Consider the following 19,533-nt stretch of genomic DNA (forward strand, 5'->3'; position numbering starts at 1 on the left):
TAGTTATTACAGTTTCGCGCTTACCCAGCTTTCAACGCTGGCTAATGCCGCGGGAAGTGCCGCCGCATCCGTACCACCGGCTTGCGCCATGTCCGGACGACCGCCACCTTTGCCACCCACCTGCTGGGCGACCATGCCAATCAGTTCCCCTGCTTTAACACGATCCGTCACATCCTTAGAGACGCCCGCAATCAGAGAAACCTTACCCTCTGCGACCGTTGCCAGCACGATAACCGTCGAACCAAGCTGGTTCTTCAGATCGTCGACCATGGTACGCAGCATCTTAGGCTCAACGCCCGCCAGATCGCTGACCAGCAGTTTGACGCCCTTAATGTCTACCGCTTTGCTGGAGAGGTTTGCGCTCTCCTGCGCCGCAGCCTGTTCTTTCAGCTGCTGGAGTTCTTTTTCCAGCTGACGGGTACGATCCAGCGCGACACGCACTTTTTCGCCCAGGTTCTGACTATCGCCTTTCAGCAACTGCGCGATCTCGTGCAGCTGGTCGCTCTGCGCATGCAGGCTGGCAATTGCGCCTTCCCCGGTCACCGCCTCAATACGGCGCACGCCTGCCGCCGTCCCCGACTCGGAAACGATGCGGAACAAGCCGATGTCACCGGTGCGGGATGCGTGAGTACCGCCACACAGTTCGGTAGAGAAGTCGCCCATGCTCAGCACGCGAACGCGGTCGTCATATTTCTCGCCAAACAGCGCCATCGCACCTTTCTTCTTCGCTGCCTCGAGATCCATGATGTGGGTTTCGATTGGCAGGTTACGACGGATCTGGGCATTCACCAGGTCTTCCACCGCACGAATTTCAGACGGCTTCATCGCTTCAAAATGCGAGAAGTCGAAACGCAGCACTTTGTCATTAACCAGAGAACCTTTCTGTGCAACGTGCGTACCCAGCACTTCGCGCAGGGCTGCGTGCATCAGGTGGGTTGCCGAGTGGTTCAGACGAATGCGCGCGCGGCGAGCTTCGTCAACGTTGGCCTGAACGCCCTCGCCCACTTTCAGAGAGCCGGAAACCAGTTTGCCCTGGTGACCAATTGCCTGACCGTATTTCTGGGTATCGCTTACGCTGAAACTGAAGCCATTGCCTTTCAGTTCGCCTTTATCGCCAACCTGGCCGCCCGATTCCGCATAGAACGGCGTTTTATCCAGGATAACAACCGCTTCCTGGCCCGCGCTAATGCTGTCTACGGCTTTACCGTCAACAAACAGCGCGGTCACGTTGCTGGTCAGGGCCAGCTCTTCGTAGCCTTTAAATTCAGACGCGCTATCAACACGGATCATCGCATTGTAGTCCGCGCCAAAACCGCTGGATTCACGCGCACGACGACGCTGCTCTTCCATTGCGGCTTCAAAGCCTGCTTCGTCAACTTTGATGTTGCGCTCGCGGCAAACGTCCGCGGTCAGGTCAACCGGGAAGCCATAGGTGTCGTACAGGCGGAAAGCGGTTTCGCCATCCAGCGTGTCGCCCTTGAGTTTCGCCAGCTCGTCGTCCAGCAGCGCCAGACCGCGCTCCAGCGTACGGGCAAACTGCTCTTCTTCGGTTTTCAGAACCTGTTCAACCTGCGCCTGCTGGCGTTTCAGCTCGTCACCGGCAGAGCCCATCACGCCAATCAGTGGCCCAACGAGTTTATAGAAGAAGGTGTCCTTCGCGCCCAGCATGTTGCCATGGCGGATCGCACGACGAATGATACGACGCAGCACATAGCCACGGTTTTCATTCGACGGGGTAACGCCGTCAGCAATCAGGAACGCACAGGAACGAATATGGTCTGCGATAACGCGCAGTGATTTGTTGCTCAGATCGGTTGCGCCCGTTACCTCAGCAACGGCTTTGATCAGGGTGCTGAACAGGTCAATCTCATAGTTGGAGTTAACGTGTTGCAGAACGGCCGCGATACGCTCAAGGCCCATACCGGTATCTACGGACGGTTTTGGCAGCGGCTCCATGGTGCCGTCGGCCTGACGGTTGAACTGCATGAAGACGATGTTCCAGATCTCAATGTAGCGATCGCCATCTTCTTCCGCGCTTCCCGGAGGGCCACCCCAGATGTGGTCGCCATGATCGTAGAAGATCTCGGTGCACGGACCGCAAGGGCCGGTGTCGCCCATCTGCCAGAAGTTATCAGACGCGTAAGGCGCGCCTTTGTTGTCACCGATACGGATGATACGTTCGCGCGGGATACCCACTTCTTTTTCCCAGATGTCGAACGCTTCGTCATCGGTCTCATACACGGTCACCCACAGACGCTCTTTCGGCAGATTGAACCAGTTTTCACCGGTCAGCAGTTCCCACGCGTATTGAATGGCGTCGTGTTTGAAATAGTCGCCGAAGCTGAAGTTACCCAGCATTTCGAAGAAGGTGTGGTGGCGCGCGGTGTAACCGACGTTTTCCAGATCGTTGTGTTTACCGCCCGCACGCACGCAACGCTGTGAGGTTGTGGCGCGGGAATAATTACGCTTGTCGAGACCAAGGAACACATCCTTGAACTGGTTCATCCCGGCGTTGGTAAACAGCAGAGTCGGGTCATTGTTCGGTACCAGGGAGCTGCTGGCAACAACCTGGTGTCCCTTACTATGGAAAAAATCGAGAAACGCCTGACGGATCTCAGCGGTGCTCTTGCTCATAATTATCCTGAAATCAAGCTAACGAAATGTCGCAGCAGATCTGTATCTGTAAACAGTTGGACGGACCAGCTACTGGAAAAAGTGGGAATAAGATAAGTTTTCTTTAGTGGGAAGTAAAATCCCGCATGCGTTCAATCGGTAAAATTACGCCAGATATCCTGAATATCTTCCATCAGGAAGCCGCGGTAGAGCAAAAAGCGCTGGATTTTAACTTTTTCTGAAAATTCACGCGGCAGCGGCTCACCGTACTTTCGTACCGCCTGCTCACGCGCCAGTTCGCACCAGTCAATTTCACTTTCGCGCATGGCTTTTTCAATCGATTCACGAGCTACCCCTTTCTGGTTCAGCTCCTGGCGGATACGCGCTGGCCCATAGCCTTTACGACCACGGCTGGCAAGAAAGCGAGCGGCAAAACGGCCGTCATCCAGATAGTGATGCTCGTAGCACCAGGCAACCACGCGGTCATAATCTTCCGCGGTGGCATCAATATCTTCCGGACCGTTTTTGCTCATGACGGGCGCTGACAGTTTCCGCCGCAGCTCCTGTTCGCTATGGTCACGCACGGCAAGAATACGCACGGCCCGATCCAGCAAGCGTGAGTAGGCTGGTCGGCGTGATGTCGGTTCACTCATAAAAAACCTGTCGATTCAGAAATGCAAAAAGGGCCGCATCAGCAGCCCTTCATTTTTATCCGAGAGGATTAAAAGTCTTCGTTGGTTTCTTCAGCATCCGCGCCGTCGACCACGAAATCAGGTTTAGAGTCCTGGTTGTTCAGCAGGAGTTCACGCACCTTCTTCTCAATCTCTTTCGCCGCCGCCGGGTTCTCTTTCAGCCAGGAGATAGCATTCGCTTTACCCTGACCAATCTTGTCACCGTTGTAGCTGTACCATGCGCCCGCTTTTTCAATCAGCTTCTCTTTCACGCCCAGGTCAACCAGCTCGCCGAGGAAGTTGATACCTTCGCCGTAGAGGATCTGGAACTCAGCCTGTTTGAACGGTGCTGCGATTTTGTTCTTCACAACCTTCACGCGGGTTTCGCTACCGACTACGTTATCCCCTTCTTTCACCGCACCGATACGGCGGATATCCAGACGGACAGAAGCGTAGAATTTCAGAGCGTTACCGCCGGTGGTGGTTTCCGGGTTACCGAACATTACACCAATTTTCATACGGATCTGGTTGATGAAGATCAGCAGCGTATTGGACTGCTTCAGGTTACCCGCCAGCTTACGCATCGCCTGGCTCATCATACGTGCCGCGAGGCCCATGTGAGAGTCACCGATTTCACCTTCAATTTCCGCTTTTGGCGTCAGCGCCGCAACGGAGTCGACGATGATCACGTCAACCGCGCCTGAGCGCGCCAGCGCGTCACAAATTTCCAGTGCCTGCTCGCCGGTGTCCGGCTGGGAGCACAGCAGGTTGTCGATATCAACGCCCAGTTTACGGGCATAGACCGGGTCCAGCGCGTGCTCGGCATCGATAAACGCACAGGTTTTACCTTCGCGCTGTGCCGCCGCAACAACCTGCAACGTCAGGGTAGTTTTACCCGAGGATTCCGGACCGTAGATTTCTACGATACGGCCCATCGGCAAACCGCCAGCGCCCAGTGCGATATCAAGAGAAAGCGAACCAGTGGAGATAGTTTCCACATCCATGGAACGGTCTTCACCCAGGCGCATGATGGAGCCTTTACCGAATTGCTTTTCGATCTGGCCCAGTGCTGCCGCCAACGCTTTCTGTTTGTTTTCGTCGATAGCCATTATTACTCCTGTCATGCCGGGAGAAGCAACTGCGCTTCACCATGGACTTCTGTTCTGTTGAGGCAATTATACTGTATAGTCATACAGTATCAAGTATTTTGTAGAAATTGTTGCCAGAGCGTTTTTAACGCGTATTCCGTTGCCTGACGACGCACGCTTTCGCGGTCGCCGCTGAAGCATTCCCGGCGGGTGATCCCTTCGCCTTTTGAGGTGGCAAAGCCAAACCAGACGGTGCCGACAGGCTTCACGTCGCTGCCGCCGTCCGGCCCCGCGATACCGCTGATGGAGATAGCGTAATCTGCGCGCGCCTCTTTCAGCGCGCCAATCGCCATCTCGATCACCACCGGCTCGCTGACCGCGCCATGCTGCTCAAGCGTGGCTTCACGCACGCCGATCATCTGCGCTTTCGCCTCGTTACTGTAGGTCACAAAGCCGCGTTCAAACCAGGCGGAACTGCCAGCAATATCGGTAATTGCTTTCGCCACCCAGCCGCCGGTGCAGGATTCTGCGGTCGTGAGAGTCGCGCCGCGCTGTTTCAGCGCCAGCCCCACCACTTCGCTTAGCTGCATCAATTCATGGTCAGTCATTCTCGCTCCAGGCCTTAGAAAAACATGCAGCACAAGATAGCACTTTCTCATCAAATATGGGGATGCGCGTCGGGTTTTACGAGGGGGCTTCAGAAAAAAGCCGATGCGGACGCATCGGCCAGAGAGACGCTTATTTCATGCTGTTAGCGAGGGTGTCCACATTGTGGCGAAACGCCTTGACGTAGGTGTCCGCCACGCCGCCCTTCGCGGACAGCGCTTCCGGGTAAAGTTCACCACCCGGCTGGGCGCCCGTGGCGGTCGCAATCTGCTTCACCAGGCGTGGGTCAAGCTGGTTTTCCATAAACCAGGTTTTCACGCCGTCAGCTTTAATCTGATTGATGATCTCCGCTACCTGCGCCGCGCTGGCTTCACTCTCAGACGACAGCCCCTGCGGCGCCATAAACGTCACGCCGTAGGCGCGGCTGAAATAGCCGAAGGCGTCGTGGCTGGTCAGCACTTTGCGCTTCGCCTGTGGGATGTCGCTGAAACGCTTTTTAGCCCAACCGTCCAGCTGAGAGAGCTGCGCAATATAGGGTTTACCGGTAGCTTCAAGCGCCGCCGTATCTTCAGGATCGGCCTTCACCAGCCCTGAGAGAATATTTTGCGCATACAGCGCGCCGTTCGCCGCGCTGTTCCACGCGTGCGGATCGGTCACGGTTTTACCGTCCTCTTCCAGCGTGTGCGTTTTCACGCCGTCCGAAGCAACCACCAGTTGGCCTTTGAATCCGGAGGCTTTCACCAGACGGTCGAGCCAGCCCTCCAGCCCCAGCCCATTGACCACCACCACGTCAGCTTTACTCAGCGCCGCGCTGTCTTTGGGCGAAGGTTCGAAAGTATGGGGATCACCGTCCGGCCCCACCAGCGTCGTCACCTTCACACGATCGCCGCCAACCTGCTGCGTGATGTCTCCCAGGATGGAAAAGCTGGTCACCACATTAAGCGTTTTCGCCATTACGCCGTGCGTCATCATGCCGAGCGCGAGCGCCACGGCTAATCCTGTACGTTTCATTGTTTCCCCTTGCGTTAAAAAAGCGCCCGCAGGCTATCCGCCAGCCTGCTGCGCGTGCCAAATAAAACTGAAATAAAGAACAATGCGCTGGCGGTCAGCACAATGGAGGGCCCGGCGGGCAGACTCACTGCCCAGGAAAGGCTTAAGCCCAGCCACGCGCAAAAAATACCGCTGATACCCGCCATCAAAAGTAACCCTGGCAATGTGCGCACCCAGCAGCGTGCCGCCACGGCGGGTAACATCATCAGCCCGACGGCCATCAGCGTGCCGAGCACCTGAAAACCGGCTACCAGGTTGAGCACCAGCAGCGCCAGAAACAGACCGTGTAACATCCCGGGCAGCCAGCGCGCGTTCACCTGCAACCACGCGGTATCAAACGCTTCGCTGACCAGCCCCCGATAAAAAATCGCCAGCGTGAGGAGCGTGAACATGCAAGCGCCCGTCACGAACAGGGCTGACGCGCTATCCACGGCGAGAATGGAGCCAAACAGAAGATGAAGCAGATCGACATTTGAACCACGCAGCGACACCAGCGTGACGCCCAGCGCCAGCGAGCCCAGGTAAAACCCCGCGAAGCTGGCATCCTCTTTAAGCGGCGTGCGGCGGCTGACCAGCCCGGCCACCAGCGCAACGGCGATCCCGGCAATAAACCCGCCAACAGTCATTGCCAGCAGCGACATCCCGCTGAGCAGATAGCCCACCGCGACACCCGGCAAAATGGCGTGAGAAAGGGCGTCCCCCATCAGGCTCATCCGACGCAGTTGAAGAAATACGCCCAGCGCAGTGGTGCTGACGGAGAGCGCCAGGCAAACCACCAGCGCGCGCCGCATAAAGCCGTACTCAATAAACGGCTGGAAGAAGAGATGCCAGATCATGCCACCCTCACCCGCTCGGTTTTCCAGTGCGGCGTATCAGCGTCCAGCCGCAGCGTTTGTGGGAAGTGGCGCGAGACGCGTTCGCTGTCGTGCAGTACCGCCAGCAGGGTCTGCCCCTGCATATACATCTCCAGCATCAGATCCATCAGCACGTTGCAGGTCGCTTCATCGACGCCGGTGAAAGGCTCATCCAGCATCACCAGCGGCGCCTGCTGCACCAAAACGCGGGCAAACAGCATGCGCTGAAACTGGCCGCCGGAAAGTTCATCTATGGTAGAGAACGCCATGGACTCCAGCCCCACGCGCTCCAGCGCGCCGGCAATGCGCATGCGGGTATCCCGACGAAAACCGGCAAACAGTGAGATTGCTGGCCAGCAGCCCATACTCACCACGTCCTGCACGGTCAGAGGAAATTGCGCCTCCAGCGCGTGACGCTGCGCCAGCCAGCCCACCACCGGACGTCTCCCCTGCCAGCGAAACGTACCGCTGACGGGCGGAATAAAGCCGGCGAGCGTTTTCAGCAGCGTGGATTTGCCGCAGCCGTTGGCCCCGACGATAGCGGTCATGCTCCCGCGTTCAATCACGCCGGACAGCGCGCGCGTAACGGGCTGGCGATCGTAACCCGCCACCAGGTCGTTCATCACGATCATGGCAACGCCACCGCCCAGCGCACGGCCAGGCCGAGAAACAGAATGATCACCAGCGCCAGCAGCAGCCGAACCGGGGATGAGAGAGAAAACAGGGACATGGAAATCTCAATTCAAAAATAATGTTATAACATAACAATAATGAAAGTCGATTAAGATGTAAACGGTGGGAGTGAAATGGGAGTGTGGCGAAATGTTTCTGCAAAATTCCCCTCTCCCGTGGGAGAGGGTCAGGGTGAGGGCATCAGGCCGCACCGTGCATGCAGCCATGCCGGGTGGCGGCGTTGCCTTACCCGGCCTACCCGTCAGGGTAACTTACTGGCTAAACGGTGACGCTGCCGGCACACGCGCCTGAGACACCGCCAGCCCCAGCTGCCACACCGCCATCGCATAGTGCGTGCTGTGGTTGTAGCGGGTAATGGTGTAGAAGTTCGGCAGCCCGAACCAGTACTGATAACCGGTTCCGACATCCAGGCGCAGCAGGCTCACCTGGTCAACATTGCCCAGCGGCTGCGACGGCGTTAAGCCTGCCGCTGCCAGCTGCGCCACGCTGTATTTGGTTTTAAATCCGTTTTCCAGACCAAACGCCTCGCCGTTCGCCTGCACCGCCACCTGGCCGCCCGGCGTCCAGCCATGCGCTTTGAAGTAATTGGCCACGCTGCCAATGGCGTCTTCGGGATCCCACAGGTTGATGTGACCATCCCCGTTAAAATCTACCGCGTACTGCTTATAGGAGGACGGCATAAACTGGCCGTAGCCCATTGCCCCGGCGAACGACCCTTTCAGATCGAGCGGATCGTCCTGTTCGTCTCGCGCCATCAGCAGGAAGGTTTCCAGCTCGGAAGAGAAATACTCGGCGCGGCGCGGGTAGTTGAAGGAGAGCGTCGCCAGCGCATCAAGGATGCGGGTTTTACCCATAATGCGTCCCCAGCGGGTCTCGACCCCAATAATACCGACGATGATCTCCGGCGGCACGCCATAGACCTGCCACGCACGGTTCAGGGCGTCTTCATACTGATTCCAGAACACCACGCCATTCTGCACGTTGTCCGGGGTAATAAACTGTTTGCGATAGCGCAGCCACGCGCCGTTTGGCCCGGTCGGCACCTGGGCTGTCGGCGCCTGCCTGTCCATCAGGCGCAGCACGTAGTCCAGACGCTTCGCCTGAGACAAAATGGCATGCAGCTGCTGGCGGTCAAAACCGTGCTTGCTCACCATTTTATCGATGAACTGTTCGGCCGCAGGGTTATTCGCGAAGTCGCCGCCCATCTGCATCATATTGTGCTGCGGCTCCAGCAGGAATCCTCCGGAAGGCGCGCCCGCCGTTGGCTGAGCGGCTTCGGTCTTGGGTTTGCTACTACAGGCGGACAGGAGAATAAGCGCAGGCAACAGCGCTGCATAACGACGCTTGAACATGTGGCATCCATTTAACGAGTTCGGTAAGAACCCAGTATGGTAAAGCATCCCCAACTCCTCAAGGAAGCGGTACGCCCCCCCTCAGCGCAAATCCGCGCTTTTTTCCACCAAAAATTATTCACCTCACCAATAAACTTTCAAAATAATACATTTTTCTTTCATTGTGAGATCTGATTAACACTTTAAAACCTTTCAAAGTGATTATTATTAGCCGCAGATAGACAAAAACAAACGCCCTACAGGAGAGAAGAATGATAGAAACCATCACCCACGGCGCCGAGTGGTTCATCGGGCTGTTTCAGAAAGGCGGCGAGGTATTCACCGGCATGGTGACCGGGATCCTGCCCCTGCTGATCAGCCTGCTGGTGATCATGAACGCCCTGATTAACTTTATCGGCCAGCAGCGTATTGAACGCTTCGCCCAGCGCTGTGCCGGCAATCCGCTGTCCCGCTACCTGATCCTGCCCTTCATCGGCACCTTTGTGTTCTGCAACCCGATGACCTTAAGCCTCGGCCGCTTTATGCCAGAGAAGTACAAGCCGAGTTATTACGCCGCCGCCTCCTACAGCTGCCATTCAATGAACGGCCTGTTCCCGCACATTAACCCCGGCGAGCTGTTTGTTTACCTCGGGATTGCCAGCGGTCTCACTACGCTGGGACTGCCGCTCGGCCCGCTGGCGGTGAGCTATCTGCTGGTCGGCCTGGTCACCAACTTCTTCCGCGGCTGGGTGACGGACCTCACCACCGCCATTTTTGAGAAAAAAATGGGCATCCAGCTTGATGAGAAAGTCCATCTTTCAGGAGCCACAGCATGAACCGGATCCGCATAGAGAAAGGCACGGGCGGCTGGGGCGGCCCGCTGGAGTTCGACGCCACCGAAGGCAAAAAGATCGTCTACATCACCGCGGGCACGCGCCCGGCGATCGTCGACAGGCTGCGCGAGCTGACCGGCTGGGAAGCGGTCGACGGCTTCAAGGAAGGCGAGCCGCCGGAAGCGGAAATCGGCGTGGCGGTAATCGACTGCGGCGGCACGCTGCGCTGCGGCATCTACCCGAAGCGCCGCATTCCGACGGTGAATATTCACTCCACGGGCAAATCAGGCCCGCTGGCGCAGTACATCCTTGAGGACATTTATGTCTCGGGCGTGAAGGAGGACAACATCACGCTGGTGAATGGCACACCCGCGCCGCAAAAAGCAGCCCCGCGCGACTACGACACCAGCAAAAAAATCACCGAGCAGAGCGACGGCCTGCTGGCGAAGGTCGGGATGGGGATGGGGTCCGCCGTGGCGGTTCTGTTTCAGTCCGGGCGCGACACCATCGACACGGTGCTGAAAACCATTCTGCCGTTTATGGCGTTCGTCTCGGCGCTGATCGGCATCATCATGGCCTCCGGCCTCGGCGACTGGATTGCCCACGGCCTCGCCCCGCTCGCCAGCCACCCGCTCGGCCTGGTGACGCTGGCGCTGATCTGCTCCTTCCCGCTGCTGTCGCCGTTTCTTGGCCCGGGCGCGGTGATTGCCCAGGTCATCGGCGTGCTGATTGGCGTGCAGATTGGTCTGGGGAATATTCCCCCGCACCTCGCCCTGCCCGCCCTGTTTGCCATTAACGCTCAGGCGGCGTGCGACTTCATCCCCGTCGGGCTGTCGCTGGCGGAAGCGCGCCAGGAGACCGTGCGCGTGGGCGTCCCCTCCGTGCTGGTGAGCCGCTTCCTGACGGGCGCGCCAACGGTGCTAATTGCCTGGTTTGTCTCCGGCTTTATTTATCAATAAGAGGTTCCTGCCATGACCGTGATTTACCAGACCACCATTACCCGCATCGGCCAGAGCGCGGCCGATGCGCTGAGCGACCAGATGCTGATCACCTTCCGCGAAGGCGCCCCGGCAGATATCGAAGAGTTTTGCTTTATCCACTGCCACGGCGAGTTAAACGGCGAGCTGAAGGCCGGTGGCCAGCTGGAGCTGGGCAAGGCGCGCTATGCCGTAACCGCCGTCGGTGACGTCGCCGAGCAAAACCTGCGCGAGCTGGGGCACATCACCTTGCGTTTCGACGGCCAGCCGCGGGCGGAGTATCCCGGCACGGTTCACGTTGAGGGGCCGGTTCCGCAGGCTGTCACCCCAGGCTGCACGTTAAAATTTATTTCGTAATAAAGGAGAGACACATGAGTCAGGTTGCCGTTGTCATTGGTGGGGGACAAACCTTAGGCGAGTTCCTCTGCCATGGGCTTGCCGCAGAGGGCTACCGCGTGGCGGTCGTGGATATTCAGAGTGAGAAAGCCGCCCGCGTAGCGGACGCCATCAACACCGAATTTGGCGAAGGGATGGCGTATGGATTTGGCGCCGACGCCACCAGCGAGCAGAGCGTGATGGCGCTGGCCCGCGGCGTGGATGAGATTTTTGGTCGCACCGATCTGCTGGTCTACAGCGCGGGGATTGCGAAAGCGGCCTTTATCAGCGATTTCGAACTGGGGGATTTTGATCGCTCGTTGCAGGTGAATCTGGTGGGCTATTTCCTCTGCGCCCGCGAATTTTCCCGTCTGATGATCCGCGACGGTATTCAGGGTCGCATCATTCAGATCAACTCAAAATCGGGGAAAGTGGGCAGCAAGCACAACTCCGGCTACAGCGCGGCGAAGTTTGGCGGCGTCGGGCTGACGCAGTCTCTGGCGCTGGATCTGGCCGAATACGGCATAACCGTGCACGCGCTGATGCTGGGTAATCTGCTGAAATCCCCGATGTTCCAGTCCCTGCTGCCGCAGTATGCCGCCAAACTTGGCATCAAAGCAGAGGACGTCGAACAGTACTACATCGACAAAGTGCCGCTGAAGCGCGGGTGCGATTATCAGGACGTGCTGAACATGCTGCTGTTTTACGCCAGCCCGAAAGCCTCGTACTGCACCGGGCAGTCGATTAACGTTACCGGTGGGCAGGTGATGTTCTGAGTTCATTCCCCGGTGGCGCTGCGCTTACCGGGGTTACAATCCCCGTAGGCCGGGTAAGACGCACCCGGCAGTTAAGGAGCCGATATGGTCACTGCACTCATCACCGTCGCCGCCCTCGCCTGGCTTTGCCAGATGGCGTTTGGCGGCTGGCAAATCCGTCAGTTTAACCGCGCCTTTGATGCCCTGTGTCAGAAGGGACGCGTGGGCGTCGGGCGTTCCGGGGGACGCTTCAAACCGCGGGTTGTCGTCGCTGTTGCGCTGGATGAAAACAATATGGTTTGCGATTCCCTCATCATGCGCGGCGTAACGGTGTTTGCCCGTCCGACCAAAATCCAGGCGATCGACGGCATTTCGCTGCATGAATTACAACCTGATGTGATCTTCCCCCATGATTCACTCTGTCAGAATGCACTATCATTAGCGCTTAATCTGAAACATGGATAATTTCGTTGTGAAAGTTATAAACTTGCGGAATTATCATTTCGCAACGTAAGGAACGAAGCGCCTATGAAACCACGTCAGCGGCAGGCGGCCATACTTGAGCATCTGCAAAAGCAGGGAAAGTGCTCGGTAGAGGATCTGGCCCACTACTTTGACACCACCGGCACGACAATACGCAAGGACCTGGTGTTGCTCGAAAACTCCGGCGCCGTCATTCGTACCTACGGCGGCGTGGTGCTCAATAAAGACGAAGCCGACCCGCCTATCGACCACAAAACGCTGATCAATACTCACCAGAAAGCGCTGATTGCCGAAGCCGCCGTCAAATTTATCCAGGACGGCGATTCCATTATCCTCGACGCAGGCAGTACCGTCCTACAGATGATCCCGCTGCTCAGCCGCTTTAATAACATCACCGTGATGACCAACAGCCTGCACATCGTCAATGCCCTGTCAGAGTTCGACAGCGAGCAGACCATCCTGATGCCCGGTGGCACCTTCCGTAAAAAATCCGCGTCGTTTCACGGGCAGCTGGCGGAGAATGCCTTCGACCACTTCAGCTTCGATAAGCTGTTTATGGGCACGGACGGCATCGACCTCAACGCGGGCGTGACCACCTTCAACGAGGTGTTCAGCGTCAGCAAAGCGATGTGCAACGCCGCGCGGGAAGTGATTTTGATGGCGGACTCGTCGAAATTTGGCCGTAAAAGCCCCAACATTGTCTGTAGCCTTGAAAGCGTCGATAAGCTGATTACCGACGCAGGTATCGATCCGGCATTTAAAAAAGCGCTGGAAGCGAAGGGCATCGACGTGATCGTAACCGGAGAGAAAAATGAGTGATTTTCTGTTAAACGCAGGCCGTCAGACCCTGCTGCTGGAGCTACAGGAAGCCAGCCGCCTGCCGGAACGTCTGGGTGAGGATTTTGTTCGTGCAGCCAACACCATTATCCACTGCGAGGGCAAAGTGATCGTGGCGGGTATCGGTAAATCCGGTCATATCGGCAAGAAGATTGCCGCGACGCTTGCCAGCACCGGCACCCCGGCGTTCTTCGTGCATCCTGCCGAAGCGCTGCACGGCGATCTGGGGATGATCGAAAGCCGCGACGTGATGCTGTTTATCTCCTACTCCGGTTCAGCCAAAGAGCTGGATCTCATCATCCCTCGCCTGCAAGAAAAATCGGTGGCCCTGTTAGCGATGACCGGCAAATCCCGTTCGCCGCTGGCGCTGGCCGCGAAAGCAACGCTGGATATTTCCGTTGAGCGCGAAGCCTGTCCGATGCACCTGGCACCGACCTCCAGCACCGTCAACACGCTGATGATGGGTGACGCCCTGGCGATGGCGGTGATGCAGGCGCGCGGTTTTAATGAGGAAGATTTCGCCCGTTCCCATCCTGCGGGCGCGCTTGGGGCTCGTCTGCTCAACAAAGTTCACCACCTGATGCGCACGGACGATGCCATTCCTCAGGTCAAACTCGACACCAGCGTGATGGACGCCATGCTGGAGCTGAGCCGCACCGGGCTGGGGCTGGTTGCGGTATGCGACAATGACCGCCAGGTGAAGGGCGTCTTCACCGACGGCGACCTGCGCCGCTGGCTGGTGGGCGGCGGCAAGCTGGAGGCGCGGGTATCCGAAGCAATGACCCAGGGCGGGCTGACGCTGAATGCCGACAGCCGCGCGATTGAAGCCAAAGAGGTGCTGATGAAGCGCAAAATCACCGCCGCGCCGGTGGTGGACGAGCACGGCAGGCTGTGCGGCGCGATCAACCTGCAAGACTTCTACCAGGCGGGGATTATTTAACCCTTCAGCCCCAGACGTTTCGCCAGCCTGTGAAGGTTGGCGACGTCCATCTCCAGCGCCCGCGCGCACGCCGCCCAGCTGCGGTTATTCTGCTCCAGCGCGCGGGCGATCATCTGACGCTGGAACGCATCCGTCGCCTCGCGCAGGTTTTCGTTCACGCTCTCAGGTATCACCGGCTTCACGGGCGGCATCGTTTCCTCATGCAGCGCGAAATGGCGCGCATGAATAACCACTTCATCCCCCGAACGCGTTGCCCGCGCCAGCACCACCGCGCGGTGGATCGCATGTTCCAGTTCACGCACGTTACCCGGCCAGCCGTAGCTCAGCAGGTGCGTCCTCGCGCCGGGACTTAGCACCACGCGGGAAAGCCCCATTTTGAGCCGACACTGTTCGCAGAAAAAGCCCGCCAGCAGAACCACATCCTCGCCCCGCTCGCGCAGCGGCGGCACCGTGAGCGGGAACACGCTCAGACGGTGGAACAGATCGGCGCGGAAATTCCCCGCCAGCACCTCTTCGCGCAGATCGCGGTTCGTCGCCGCCAGCACGCGCACATCCACGCGTAAGCTGCGATCGTCTCCCACGCGTTGAATATCGCCATACTGCAACACCCGCAGCAGTTTGGCCTGAAGCGAAAGGGAGAGTTCGCCAATTTCATCGAGGAACAGCGTGCCGTTATCAGCCATTTCGAACTTGCCGCTGCGGTTGCTGATCGCCCCGGTAAAGGCCCCTTTGACGTGTCCGAACAGCTCGCTTTCCGCCACGCTTTCCGGCAACGCCGCGCAGTTGAGATAGACCAGCGGATTCACCGCACGGGGCGAGGCTTCGTGGATCGCTTTTGCCACCAGCTCTTTACCGGTGCCGGTCTCCCCGAAGATCAGCACGTTCAAATCAGACGCGGCGACAATCTCAATCTCTTTTTTGAGCTGCGCCATGCCCGGCGAAAGGCCGATCATTTCGGTGTGCGCCACCTGCTCAAACGCCGTCGGGCTACCCGGAAGAATATTCTGGCTCTCCAGCTGTTCTATCAGCAGGGCGTTGTTCAGCGCCCCGGCCGCCAGCGCGGCAATCAGCCGTAGCTCTTCATCGCTGAAGGTATCGAACTGATCAGGCGACATGCCGTCGAGGGTTAACGCGCCAATCAGGTTCTGCCCGGCAAACAGCGGCAGGCCGATACAGGCGTGCACCTTCAGGCTCTCCTGTCCGGGGATCAGGCCGTCGTAAGGATCGGGCAGATCGCTGTCTGCCGGGAAACGCACCACGTCACCCGCACGGGCGATGGTTTCCAGACGCGGGTGGCCCTCCAGGGTAAAGCGCCGCCCGAGTACGTCCTTCGCCAGACCGTCGATAGCCAGCGGAATAAACTGCCGCCCTTCGTAACGCAGCAGCGCCGACGCATCGCAATCCAGCACGTGGCGCAACGTGGAGATCAGCCGCTGAAAGCGGTCCTGATGACCAATACCGGTTTGCAGTTCTATGGCGATCTTCGCCAGCACATCTACGGAAAAGCTCATCTCTGCCTCACTGTCATTTTGACAATGCATAGTGTCATATTGACAATTTTTAAGATAGTCAAAATGACTACCCATTAGGGAGCATCAAAATATAAATACATTATTTTCAATGAGTTAAAAAGTTGGCACGCAACTTGATATATGACAGTCATCTTATTTGAAAACGCCGTATTAAGTTGAGGTTGCTATGTCTATTCTGGTTAAAAATAACATTCATTGGGTGGGTCAACGTGACTGGGAAGTACGTGATTTTCACGGGACGGAATACAAAACGCTGCGCGGCAGCAGCTACAACAGCTATCTCATTCGTGAAGGTAAAAACGTCCTGATCGATACCGTCGATCACAAATTCAGCCGCGAGTTCGTGCAGAACCTGCGCAGCGAAATCGATCTGAATGACATCGACTACATCATCATCAACCACGCGGAAGAGGATCACGCCGGGGCGCTGACCGAGCTGATGTCCCACATTCCGGATACCCCGATCTACTGCACCACCAACGCCATTGACTCCATCAACGGCCACCACCACCATCCGGAGTGGAACTTCCACACCGTGAAAACCGGCGACACGCTGGATATCGGCAATGGCAAACAGCTGATCTTCGTGGAAACCCCAATGCTGCACTGGCCGGACAGCATGATGACCTACATGACCGGTGACGCGGTGCTGTTCAGTAACGACGCCTTCGGCCAGCACTACTGCGACGAACGTCTGTTCAACGACGAAGTGGATCAGACCGAGCTGTTCGAACAGTGCCAGCGCTACTACGCCAACATCCTGACCCCGTTCAGCCGTCTGGTCACGCCAAAAATCACCGAGATCCTCGGCTTCAACCTGCCGGTGGATATGATTGCCACCTCCCACGGCGTGGTATGGCGTGAAAATCCAACCCAGATTGTCGAATTGTACCTGAAGTGGGCGGCGGACTATCAGGAAGATCGCATCACCATCTTCTACGACACCATGTCCAACAACACCCGCATGATGGCGGACGCCATTGCCCAGGGCATCAACGAAGTTGACCCGAACGTGGCGGTGAAAATCTTCAACGTGGCGCGCAGCGATAAGAATGAGGTATTGACCAACGTCTTCCGCTCCAAAGGCGTGCTGGTGGGTACCTCCACCATGAATAACGTGATGATGCCGAAAATTGCCGGACTGGTAGAAGAGATGACCGGCCTGCGCTTTCGTAACAAACGCGCCAGCGCCTTTGGTTCACACGGCTGGAGCGGCGGCGCGGTAGACCGTCTCTCCACCCGTTTACAGGATGCTGGTTTTGAGATGTCCCTGAGCCTGAAGGCGAAATGGCGTCCGGATCTCGACGCGCTGGAAATCTGTCGTCAGCACGGTCGCGACATTGCCCGCCAGTGGGCGCTTGCGCCGCTGCCGGAAACCGCACCCGCCGCGGCGGTTACGCCGAAAGCTGTAGCAGAAGCCGCTCCTGCCGCTGCCGACCTCGGCCCTTGCATGCAGTGCAGCGTCTGCCAGTGGATTTACGATCCTGAGCTGGGCGAGCCGTTGCAGGATGTCGCGCCGGGTACGCCGTGGAGCGAGGTGCCGGACAACTTCCTCTGCCCGGAATGTTCCCTCGGGAAAGACGTCTTTGATGAACTGGCAACGGAGGCAAAATGAGCCACGGCATCGTCATTATCGGCTCGGGCTTTGCCGCCCGCCAGCTGGTGAAAAATATCCGCAAACAGGATGCTAACGTGCCGCTGACGGTGATCGCCGCCGACAGCATGGATGAGTACAACAAGCCTGATTTAAGCCACGTCATTAGCCAGAATCAGCGCGCCGACGATCTCACCCGCCAGACGGCGGGGGAGTTCGCAGAACAGTTTAACCTGCGTCTGTTTCCGTACACCTGGGTCACCGATATCGACGCCGACGCCCACGTGGTGAACGCGAAAGATAAAACCTGGCAGTACGACAAACTGGTGCTGGCGACGGGGGCATCGGCGTTTGTGCCGCCGGTTGAGGGCCGCGAGCTGATGGTCACGCTCAACAGCCAGCAGGAGTATCAGGCCAGCGAGACCCTGTTACGCGACGCCACGCGGGTGATGATTGTCGGCGGCGGGCTGATTGGCACCGAGCTGGCGATGGACTTCTGCCGGGCGGGAAAATCCGTTACCCTGGTTGACCACGCGGCCAGCATTCTGTCAGCGCTGATGCCAGCAGAAGTAAGCAGTCGCTTACAGCATCGTCTGACCGACATGGGCGTGCATCTGCTGCTGAAATCGCAGTTACAGAGCCTGAGCAAAACCGAAACCGGCATTTGTGCGACGCTCGACCGCAACCGCAGCGTTGAAGTGGATGTGGTTATTGCGGCGACGGGGTTGCGCCCGGAAACCGCGCTGGCGCACCGCGCGGGCGCAGAGATCAATCGCGGCGTGAAGGTGGACAGCTACCTGCAAACCACCCAGCCGGACATTTATGCCCTGGGCGACTGCGCGGAAATTAACGGCCAGGTGCTGCCGTTCCTGCAACCGATTCAGTTAAGCGCCATGTTCCTGGCGAAAAACCTGCTCGGCGGCAACGCCCCGGTGAAATTACCCGCCATGCTGGTGAAGGTAAAAACGCCGGAACTACCGCTGCATCTCGCAGGTGAAACGCAGCGTCAGGATCTGGACTGGGAGATTGTCCTTTCGCCTCAGGGCATGGTGGCGCGCGGCACCGATACCGACGGTCAGATGCGCGCCTTTGTCGTCAGCGAAGACAGAATGAAGGAGGCCTTCGCGCTGCTGAAATCGCTACCAGCTTAACCCTCGTCATGCCGGGTGTCGCTCCGCTTACCCGGCCTACAGTACTGCCACGCTTACTTAACCTTTGGATTTTGTTGTCCACCGCCCCGATGTCCCGGGGCTTTTTTTATCGCTACACTTTCAGCGTCAGGAGCGCACCACCAGCGCGTCATAACCGCGCCAGCGATAGTTCGCCATCGAGATCAGCCAGCAGGCGACAAACAGCCCGACCACCACAAATCCGGCGTCGCCCAGGTTATCGTTCACCGCGCCAATCAGATCCCACACGCCGCCGCTGAGGGCGAACTTGTCCATCAGCAGACCCAGCGCTTCCAGGCCGCCGATAAACAGCGCCACCACCACCGAAGTGCCGGTGATGGTCATGTTGTAGTAGAGCTTGCGCTGCGGCTTGTTAAACGCCCAGCCGTAGGCACCCACCATCAGCAGGTTATCGAGCGTATCCACCAGCGCCATGCCGCTGGCGAAGAGCGCCGGGAAGATCATGATCGACCACACCGACATCCCGCTGGAGGCGCTGGCGGCGGAGATCCCCAGCACGCCGATTTCGGTGGCGGTGTCGAACCCCAGGCCGAACAGGAAACCGACCAGGTACATCTGCCAGCTTTTATTGACGAGGCGGAAGGTTTTGCCGAACAGCCAGTTCATGACGCCGCCCTGTGCAGGCAGCGTGATGTCGCCCTGCACGGGATTGCCGTGTTTCAGCGCCTGAAAACTGCGCCAGACGCCGCGCAGGATCACCATATTCACCAGCGCCATCGCCAGCAGGAAGGTGGCGGAGACGGCGGTGCCAATCAGGCTGCCGGTTTCGTGGAACCATGCCATGTTTTTCTGAAACGCCGTGGCGGTAGCGGCGATAGCAATGGAGGCCAGCACCACGATGGTGGAGTGTCCGAGGGAAAACCATGCGCCCACGCCGGACGGGCGCTTGCCCTGCTGCATCATTTTACGCGTCACGGTATCAATCGCGGCGATATGGTCGGCATCCACCGCATGACGCAGTCCGTAACACCAGGCCAGCAGGCTGGCGGCCATCAGCGCCGTACTGCCGCTAAAGGTGTGCCACGCCAGCCCCCAGGCCAGCAGGTTAGCCATCCCGAGAGCCAGCAGCAGGCACGCTGCACGAGGTTCATTGCGTAAAAGTCGTAACATT

Annotated in this window: 19 protein-coding genes; 9 read left to right on the forward strand and 10 right to left on the reverse strand. The window is 58.2% G+C overall.

The genetic code is table 11. From position 1 onward, the window contains the following. Positions 1 to 6 precede the first annotated feature (6 nt). The 8 genes from alaS to mltB form a co-directional block, all read right to left on the reverse strand. The gene (gene alaS / locus ACQG0T_RS17915) at positions 7 to 2,634 is read right to left on the reverse strand and encodes an alanine--tRNA ligase (RefSeq protein WP_047365802.1); all 2,628 of its coding nucleotides are present in this window, start codon (positions 2,632 to 2,634) and stop codon (positions 7 to 9) included. 131 nt (positions 2,635 to 2,765) lie between these two features. After that, entirely contained in the window at positions 2,766 to 3,266 is a 501-nt protein-coding gene (gene recX / locus ACQG0T_RS17920) for a recombination regulator RecX (RefSeq protein ID WP_017382782.1), read from the reverse strand. A 68-nt stretch (positions 3,267 to 3,334) separates the two neighbouring features. Then, entirely contained in the window at positions 3,335 to 4,393 is a 1,059-nt protein-coding gene (recA, locus tag ACQG0T_RS17925) for a recombinase RecA (protein ID WP_015571667.1), read from the reverse strand. Between the two features lie 89 nt (positions 4,394 to 4,482). After that, a complete protein-coding gene (gene pncC, locus ACQG0T_RS17930) occupies positions 4,483 to 4,980 on the reverse strand; it encodes a nicotinamide-nucleotide amidase (RefSeq protein WP_003862172.1) in 498 nt (165 codons plus the stop codon). A 130-nt stretch (positions 4,981 to 5,110) separates the two neighbouring features. Next, positions 5,111 to 5,989 carry a metal ABC transporter substrate-binding protein gene (locus tag ACQG0T_RS17935; protein ID WP_022649141.1) on the reverse strand — a complete coding sequence of 293 codons (879 nt, stop codon included), beginning with the start codon at positions 5,987 to 5,989 and terminating at the stop codon, positions 5,111 to 5,113. Between the two features lie 14 nt (positions 5,990 to 6,003). Then, positions 6,004 to 6,864, reverse strand: a complete 861-nt coding sequence (locus tag ACQG0T_RS17940; protein ID WP_271040435.1) for a metal ABC transporter permease — start codon at positions 6,862 to 6,864, stop codon at positions 6,004 to 6,006. Next, positions 6,861 to 7,514: a metal ABC transporter ATP-binding protein gene (locus ACQG0T_RS17945; protein ID WP_017382783.1), complete on the reverse strand. Its 654-nt coding sequence runs from the start codon at positions 7,512 to 7,514 to the stop codon at positions 6,861 to 6,863. Before ACQG0T_RS17945 ends, ACQG0T_RS17940 begins: the two co-directional genes overlap by 4 nt. 312 nt (positions 7,515 to 7,826) lie before the next feature. Next, entirely contained in the window at positions 7,827 to 8,927 is a 1,101-nt protein-coding gene (mltB, locus tag ACQG0T_RS17950; RefSeq protein ID WP_015571672.1) for a lytic murein transglycosylase B, read from the reverse strand. A 251-nt stretch (positions 8,928 to 9,178) separates the two neighbouring features. Between mltB and srlA the strand changes: the two genes are divergently transcribed. The 7 genes from srlA to gutQ all read left to right on the forward strand — a co-directional run bounded on the left by srlA (position 9,179) and on the right by gutQ (position 14,106). Continuing rightward, a complete protein-coding gene (gene srlA, locus ACQG0T_RS17955; RefSeq protein ID WP_045344506.1) occupies positions 9,179 to 9,742 on the forward strand; it encodes a PTS glucitol/sorbitol transporter subunit IIC in 564 nt (187 codons plus the stop codon). Continuing rightward, on the forward strand, positions 9,739 to 10,698 hold the full coding sequence (gene srlE / locus ACQG0T_RS17960) for a PTS glucitol/sorbitol transporter subunit IIB (RefSeq protein ID WP_045344505.1): 960 nt from the start codon (positions 9,739 to 9,741) through the stop codon (positions 10,696 to 10,698). The genes srlA and srlE overlap by 4 nt, the downstream gene beginning before the upstream one ends. A 12-nt stretch (positions 10,699 to 10,710) precedes the next feature. Beyond that, the gene (gene srlB / locus ACQG0T_RS17965) at positions 10,711 to 11,073 is read left to right on the forward strand and encodes a PTS glucitol/sorbitol transporter subunit IIA (protein ID WP_017692786.1); all 363 of its coding nucleotides are present in this window, start codon (positions 10,711 to 10,713) and stop codon (positions 11,071 to 11,073) included. Positions 11,074 to 11,087: 14 nt separating this feature from the next. Next, complete coding sequence (srlD, locus tag ACQG0T_RS17970; RefSeq protein ID WP_017382786.1) at positions 11,088 to 11,867, forward strand: sorbitol-6-phosphate dehydrogenase; 780 nt, start codon at positions 11,088 to 11,090, stop codon at positions 11,865 to 11,867. Positions 11,868 to 11,951: 84 nt separating this feature from the next. Continuing rightward, a complete protein-coding gene (gene gutM / locus ACQG0T_RS17975; protein ID WP_015571675.1) occupies positions 11,952 to 12,311 on the forward strand; it encodes a transcriptional regulator GutM in 360 nt (119 codons plus the stop codon). A gap of 63 nt (positions 12,312 to 12,374) precedes the next feature. Then, on the forward strand, positions 12,375 to 13,148 hold the full coding sequence (gene srlR / locus ACQG0T_RS17980; RefSeq protein ID WP_015571676.1) for a glucitol operon DNA-binding transcriptional repressor SrlR: 774 nt from the start codon (positions 12,375 to 12,377) through the stop codon (positions 13,146 to 13,148). After that, on the forward strand, positions 13,141 to 14,106 hold the full coding sequence (gene gutQ, locus ACQG0T_RS17985; RefSeq protein WP_015571677.1) for an arabinose-5-phosphate isomerase GutQ: 966 nt from the start codon (positions 13,141 to 13,143) through the stop codon (positions 14,104 to 14,106). Before srlR ends, gutQ begins: the two co-directional genes overlap by 8 nt. Here the strand turns inward: gutQ and norR are convergent. Next, positions 14,103 to 15,617 (reverse strand): nitric oxide reductase transcriptional regulator NorR, encoded by a 1,515-nt coding sequence (norR, locus tag ACQG0T_RS17990; protein WP_017382788.1) that lies wholly within the window; start codon positions 15,615 to 15,617, stop codon positions 14,103 to 14,105. The genes gutQ and norR overlap by 4 nt on opposite strands. Positions 15,618 to 15,804: 187 nt before the next feature. Between norR and norV the strand changes: the two genes are divergently transcribed. Continuing rightward, positions 15,805 to 17,253 (forward strand): anaerobic nitric oxide reductase flavorubredoxin, encoded by a 1,449-nt coding sequence (norV, locus tag ACQG0T_RS17995; RefSeq protein WP_015571679.1) that lies wholly within the window; start codon positions 15,805 to 15,807, stop codon positions 17,251 to 17,253. Beyond that, entirely contained in the window at positions 17,250 to 18,383 is a 1,134-nt protein-coding gene (gene norW / locus ACQG0T_RS18000) for an NADH:flavorubredoxin reductase NorW (protein WP_015571680.1), read from the forward strand. Before norV ends, norW begins: the two co-directional genes overlap by 4 nt. 126 nt (positions 18,384 to 18,509) lie before the next feature. Here the strand turns inward: norW and ACQG0T_RS18005 are convergent, their stop codons facing one another. Continuing rightward, entirely contained in the window at positions 18,510 to 19,532 is a 1,023-nt protein-coding gene (locus ACQG0T_RS18005) for a HoxN/HupN/NixA family nickel/cobalt transporter (RefSeq protein ID WP_033487574.1), read from the reverse strand. Position 19,533: the final 1 nt, after the last annotated feature.

It is taken from the genome of Enterobacter cloacae complex sp. 302F9 (assembly GCF_050030335.1).
Classification (GTDB): domain Bacteria; phylum Pseudomonadota; class Gammaproteobacteria; order Enterobacterales; family Enterobacteriaceae; genus Enterobacter; species Enterobacter hormaechei_C.

Excerpts from the sequence above, each read along its gene's own strand:
- norW (WP_015571680.1), top strand. The coding sequence starts at position 17,250 with ATGAGCCACGGCATCGTCATTATCGGCTCGGGCTTTGCCGCCCGCCAG.
- srlB (WP_017692786.1), top strand. The coding sequence starts at position 10,711 with ATGACCGTGATTTACCAGACCACCATTACCCGCATCGGCCAGAGCGCG.
- alaS (WP_047365802.1), bottom strand. The coding sequence starts at position 2,634 with ATGAGCAAGAGCACCGCTGAGATCCGTCAGGCGTTTCTCGATTTTTTC.
- norR (WP_017382788.1), bottom strand. The coding sequence starts at position 15,617 with ATGAGCTTTTCCGTAGATGTGCTGGCGAAGATCGCCATAGAACTGCAA.
- ACQG0T_RS17940 (WP_271040435.1), bottom strand. The coding sequence starts at position 6,864 with ATGATCTGGCATCTCTTCTTCCAGCCGTTTATTGAGTACGGCTTTATG.
- norV (WP_015571679.1), top strand. The coding sequence starts at position 15,805 with ATGTCTATTCTGGTTAAAAATAACATTCATTGGGTGGGTCAACGTGAC.
- recA (WP_015571667.1), bottom strand. The coding sequence starts at position 4,393 with ATGGCTATCGACGAAAACAAACAGAAAGCGTTGGCGGCAGCACTGGGC.
- pncC (WP_003862172.1), bottom strand. The coding sequence starts at position 4,980 with ATGACTGACCATGAATTGATGCAGCTAAGCGAAGTGGTGGGGCTGGCG.
- srlA (WP_045344506.1), top strand. The coding sequence starts at position 9,179 with ATGATAGAAACCATCACCCACGGCGCCGAGTGGTTCATCGGGCTGTTT.
- gutM (WP_015571675.1), top strand. The coding sequence starts at position 11,952 with ATGGTCACTGCACTCATCACCGTCGCCGCCCTCGCCTGGCTTTGCCAG.
- ACQG0T_RS18005 (WP_033487574.1), bottom strand. The coding sequence starts at position 19,532 with ATGTTACGACTTTTACGCAATGAACCTCGTGCAGCGTGCCTGCTGCTG.
- srlD (WP_017382786.1), top strand. The coding sequence starts at position 11,088 with ATGAGTCAGGTTGCCGTTGTCATTGGTGGGGGACAAACCTTAGGCGAG.
- mltB (WP_015571672.1), bottom strand. The coding sequence starts at position 8,927 with ATGTTCAAGCGTCGTTATGCAGCGCTGTTGCCTGCGCTTATTCTCCTG.
- srlE (WP_045344505.1), top strand. The coding sequence starts at position 9,739 with ATGAACCGGATCCGCATAGAGAAAGGCACGGGCGGCTGGGGCGGCCCG.
- ACQG0T_RS17945 (WP_017382783.1), bottom strand. The coding sequence starts at position 7,514 with ATGATCGTGATGAACGACCTGGTGGCGGGTTACGATCGCCAGCCCGTT.
- ACQG0T_RS17935 (WP_022649141.1), bottom strand. The coding sequence starts at position 5,989 with ATGAAACGTACAGGATTAGCCGTGGCGCTCGCGCTCGGCATGATGACG.
- gutQ (WP_015571677.1), top strand. The coding sequence starts at position 13,141 with ATGAGTGATTTTCTGTTAAACGCAGGCCGTCAGACCCTGCTGCTGGAG.
- recX (WP_017382782.1), bottom strand. The coding sequence starts at position 3,266 with ATGAGTGAACCGACATCACGCCGACCAGCCTACTCACGCTTGCTGGAT.
- srlR (WP_015571676.1), top strand. The coding sequence starts at position 12,375 with ATGAAACCACGTCAGCGGCAGGCGGCCATACTTGAGCATCTGCAAAAG.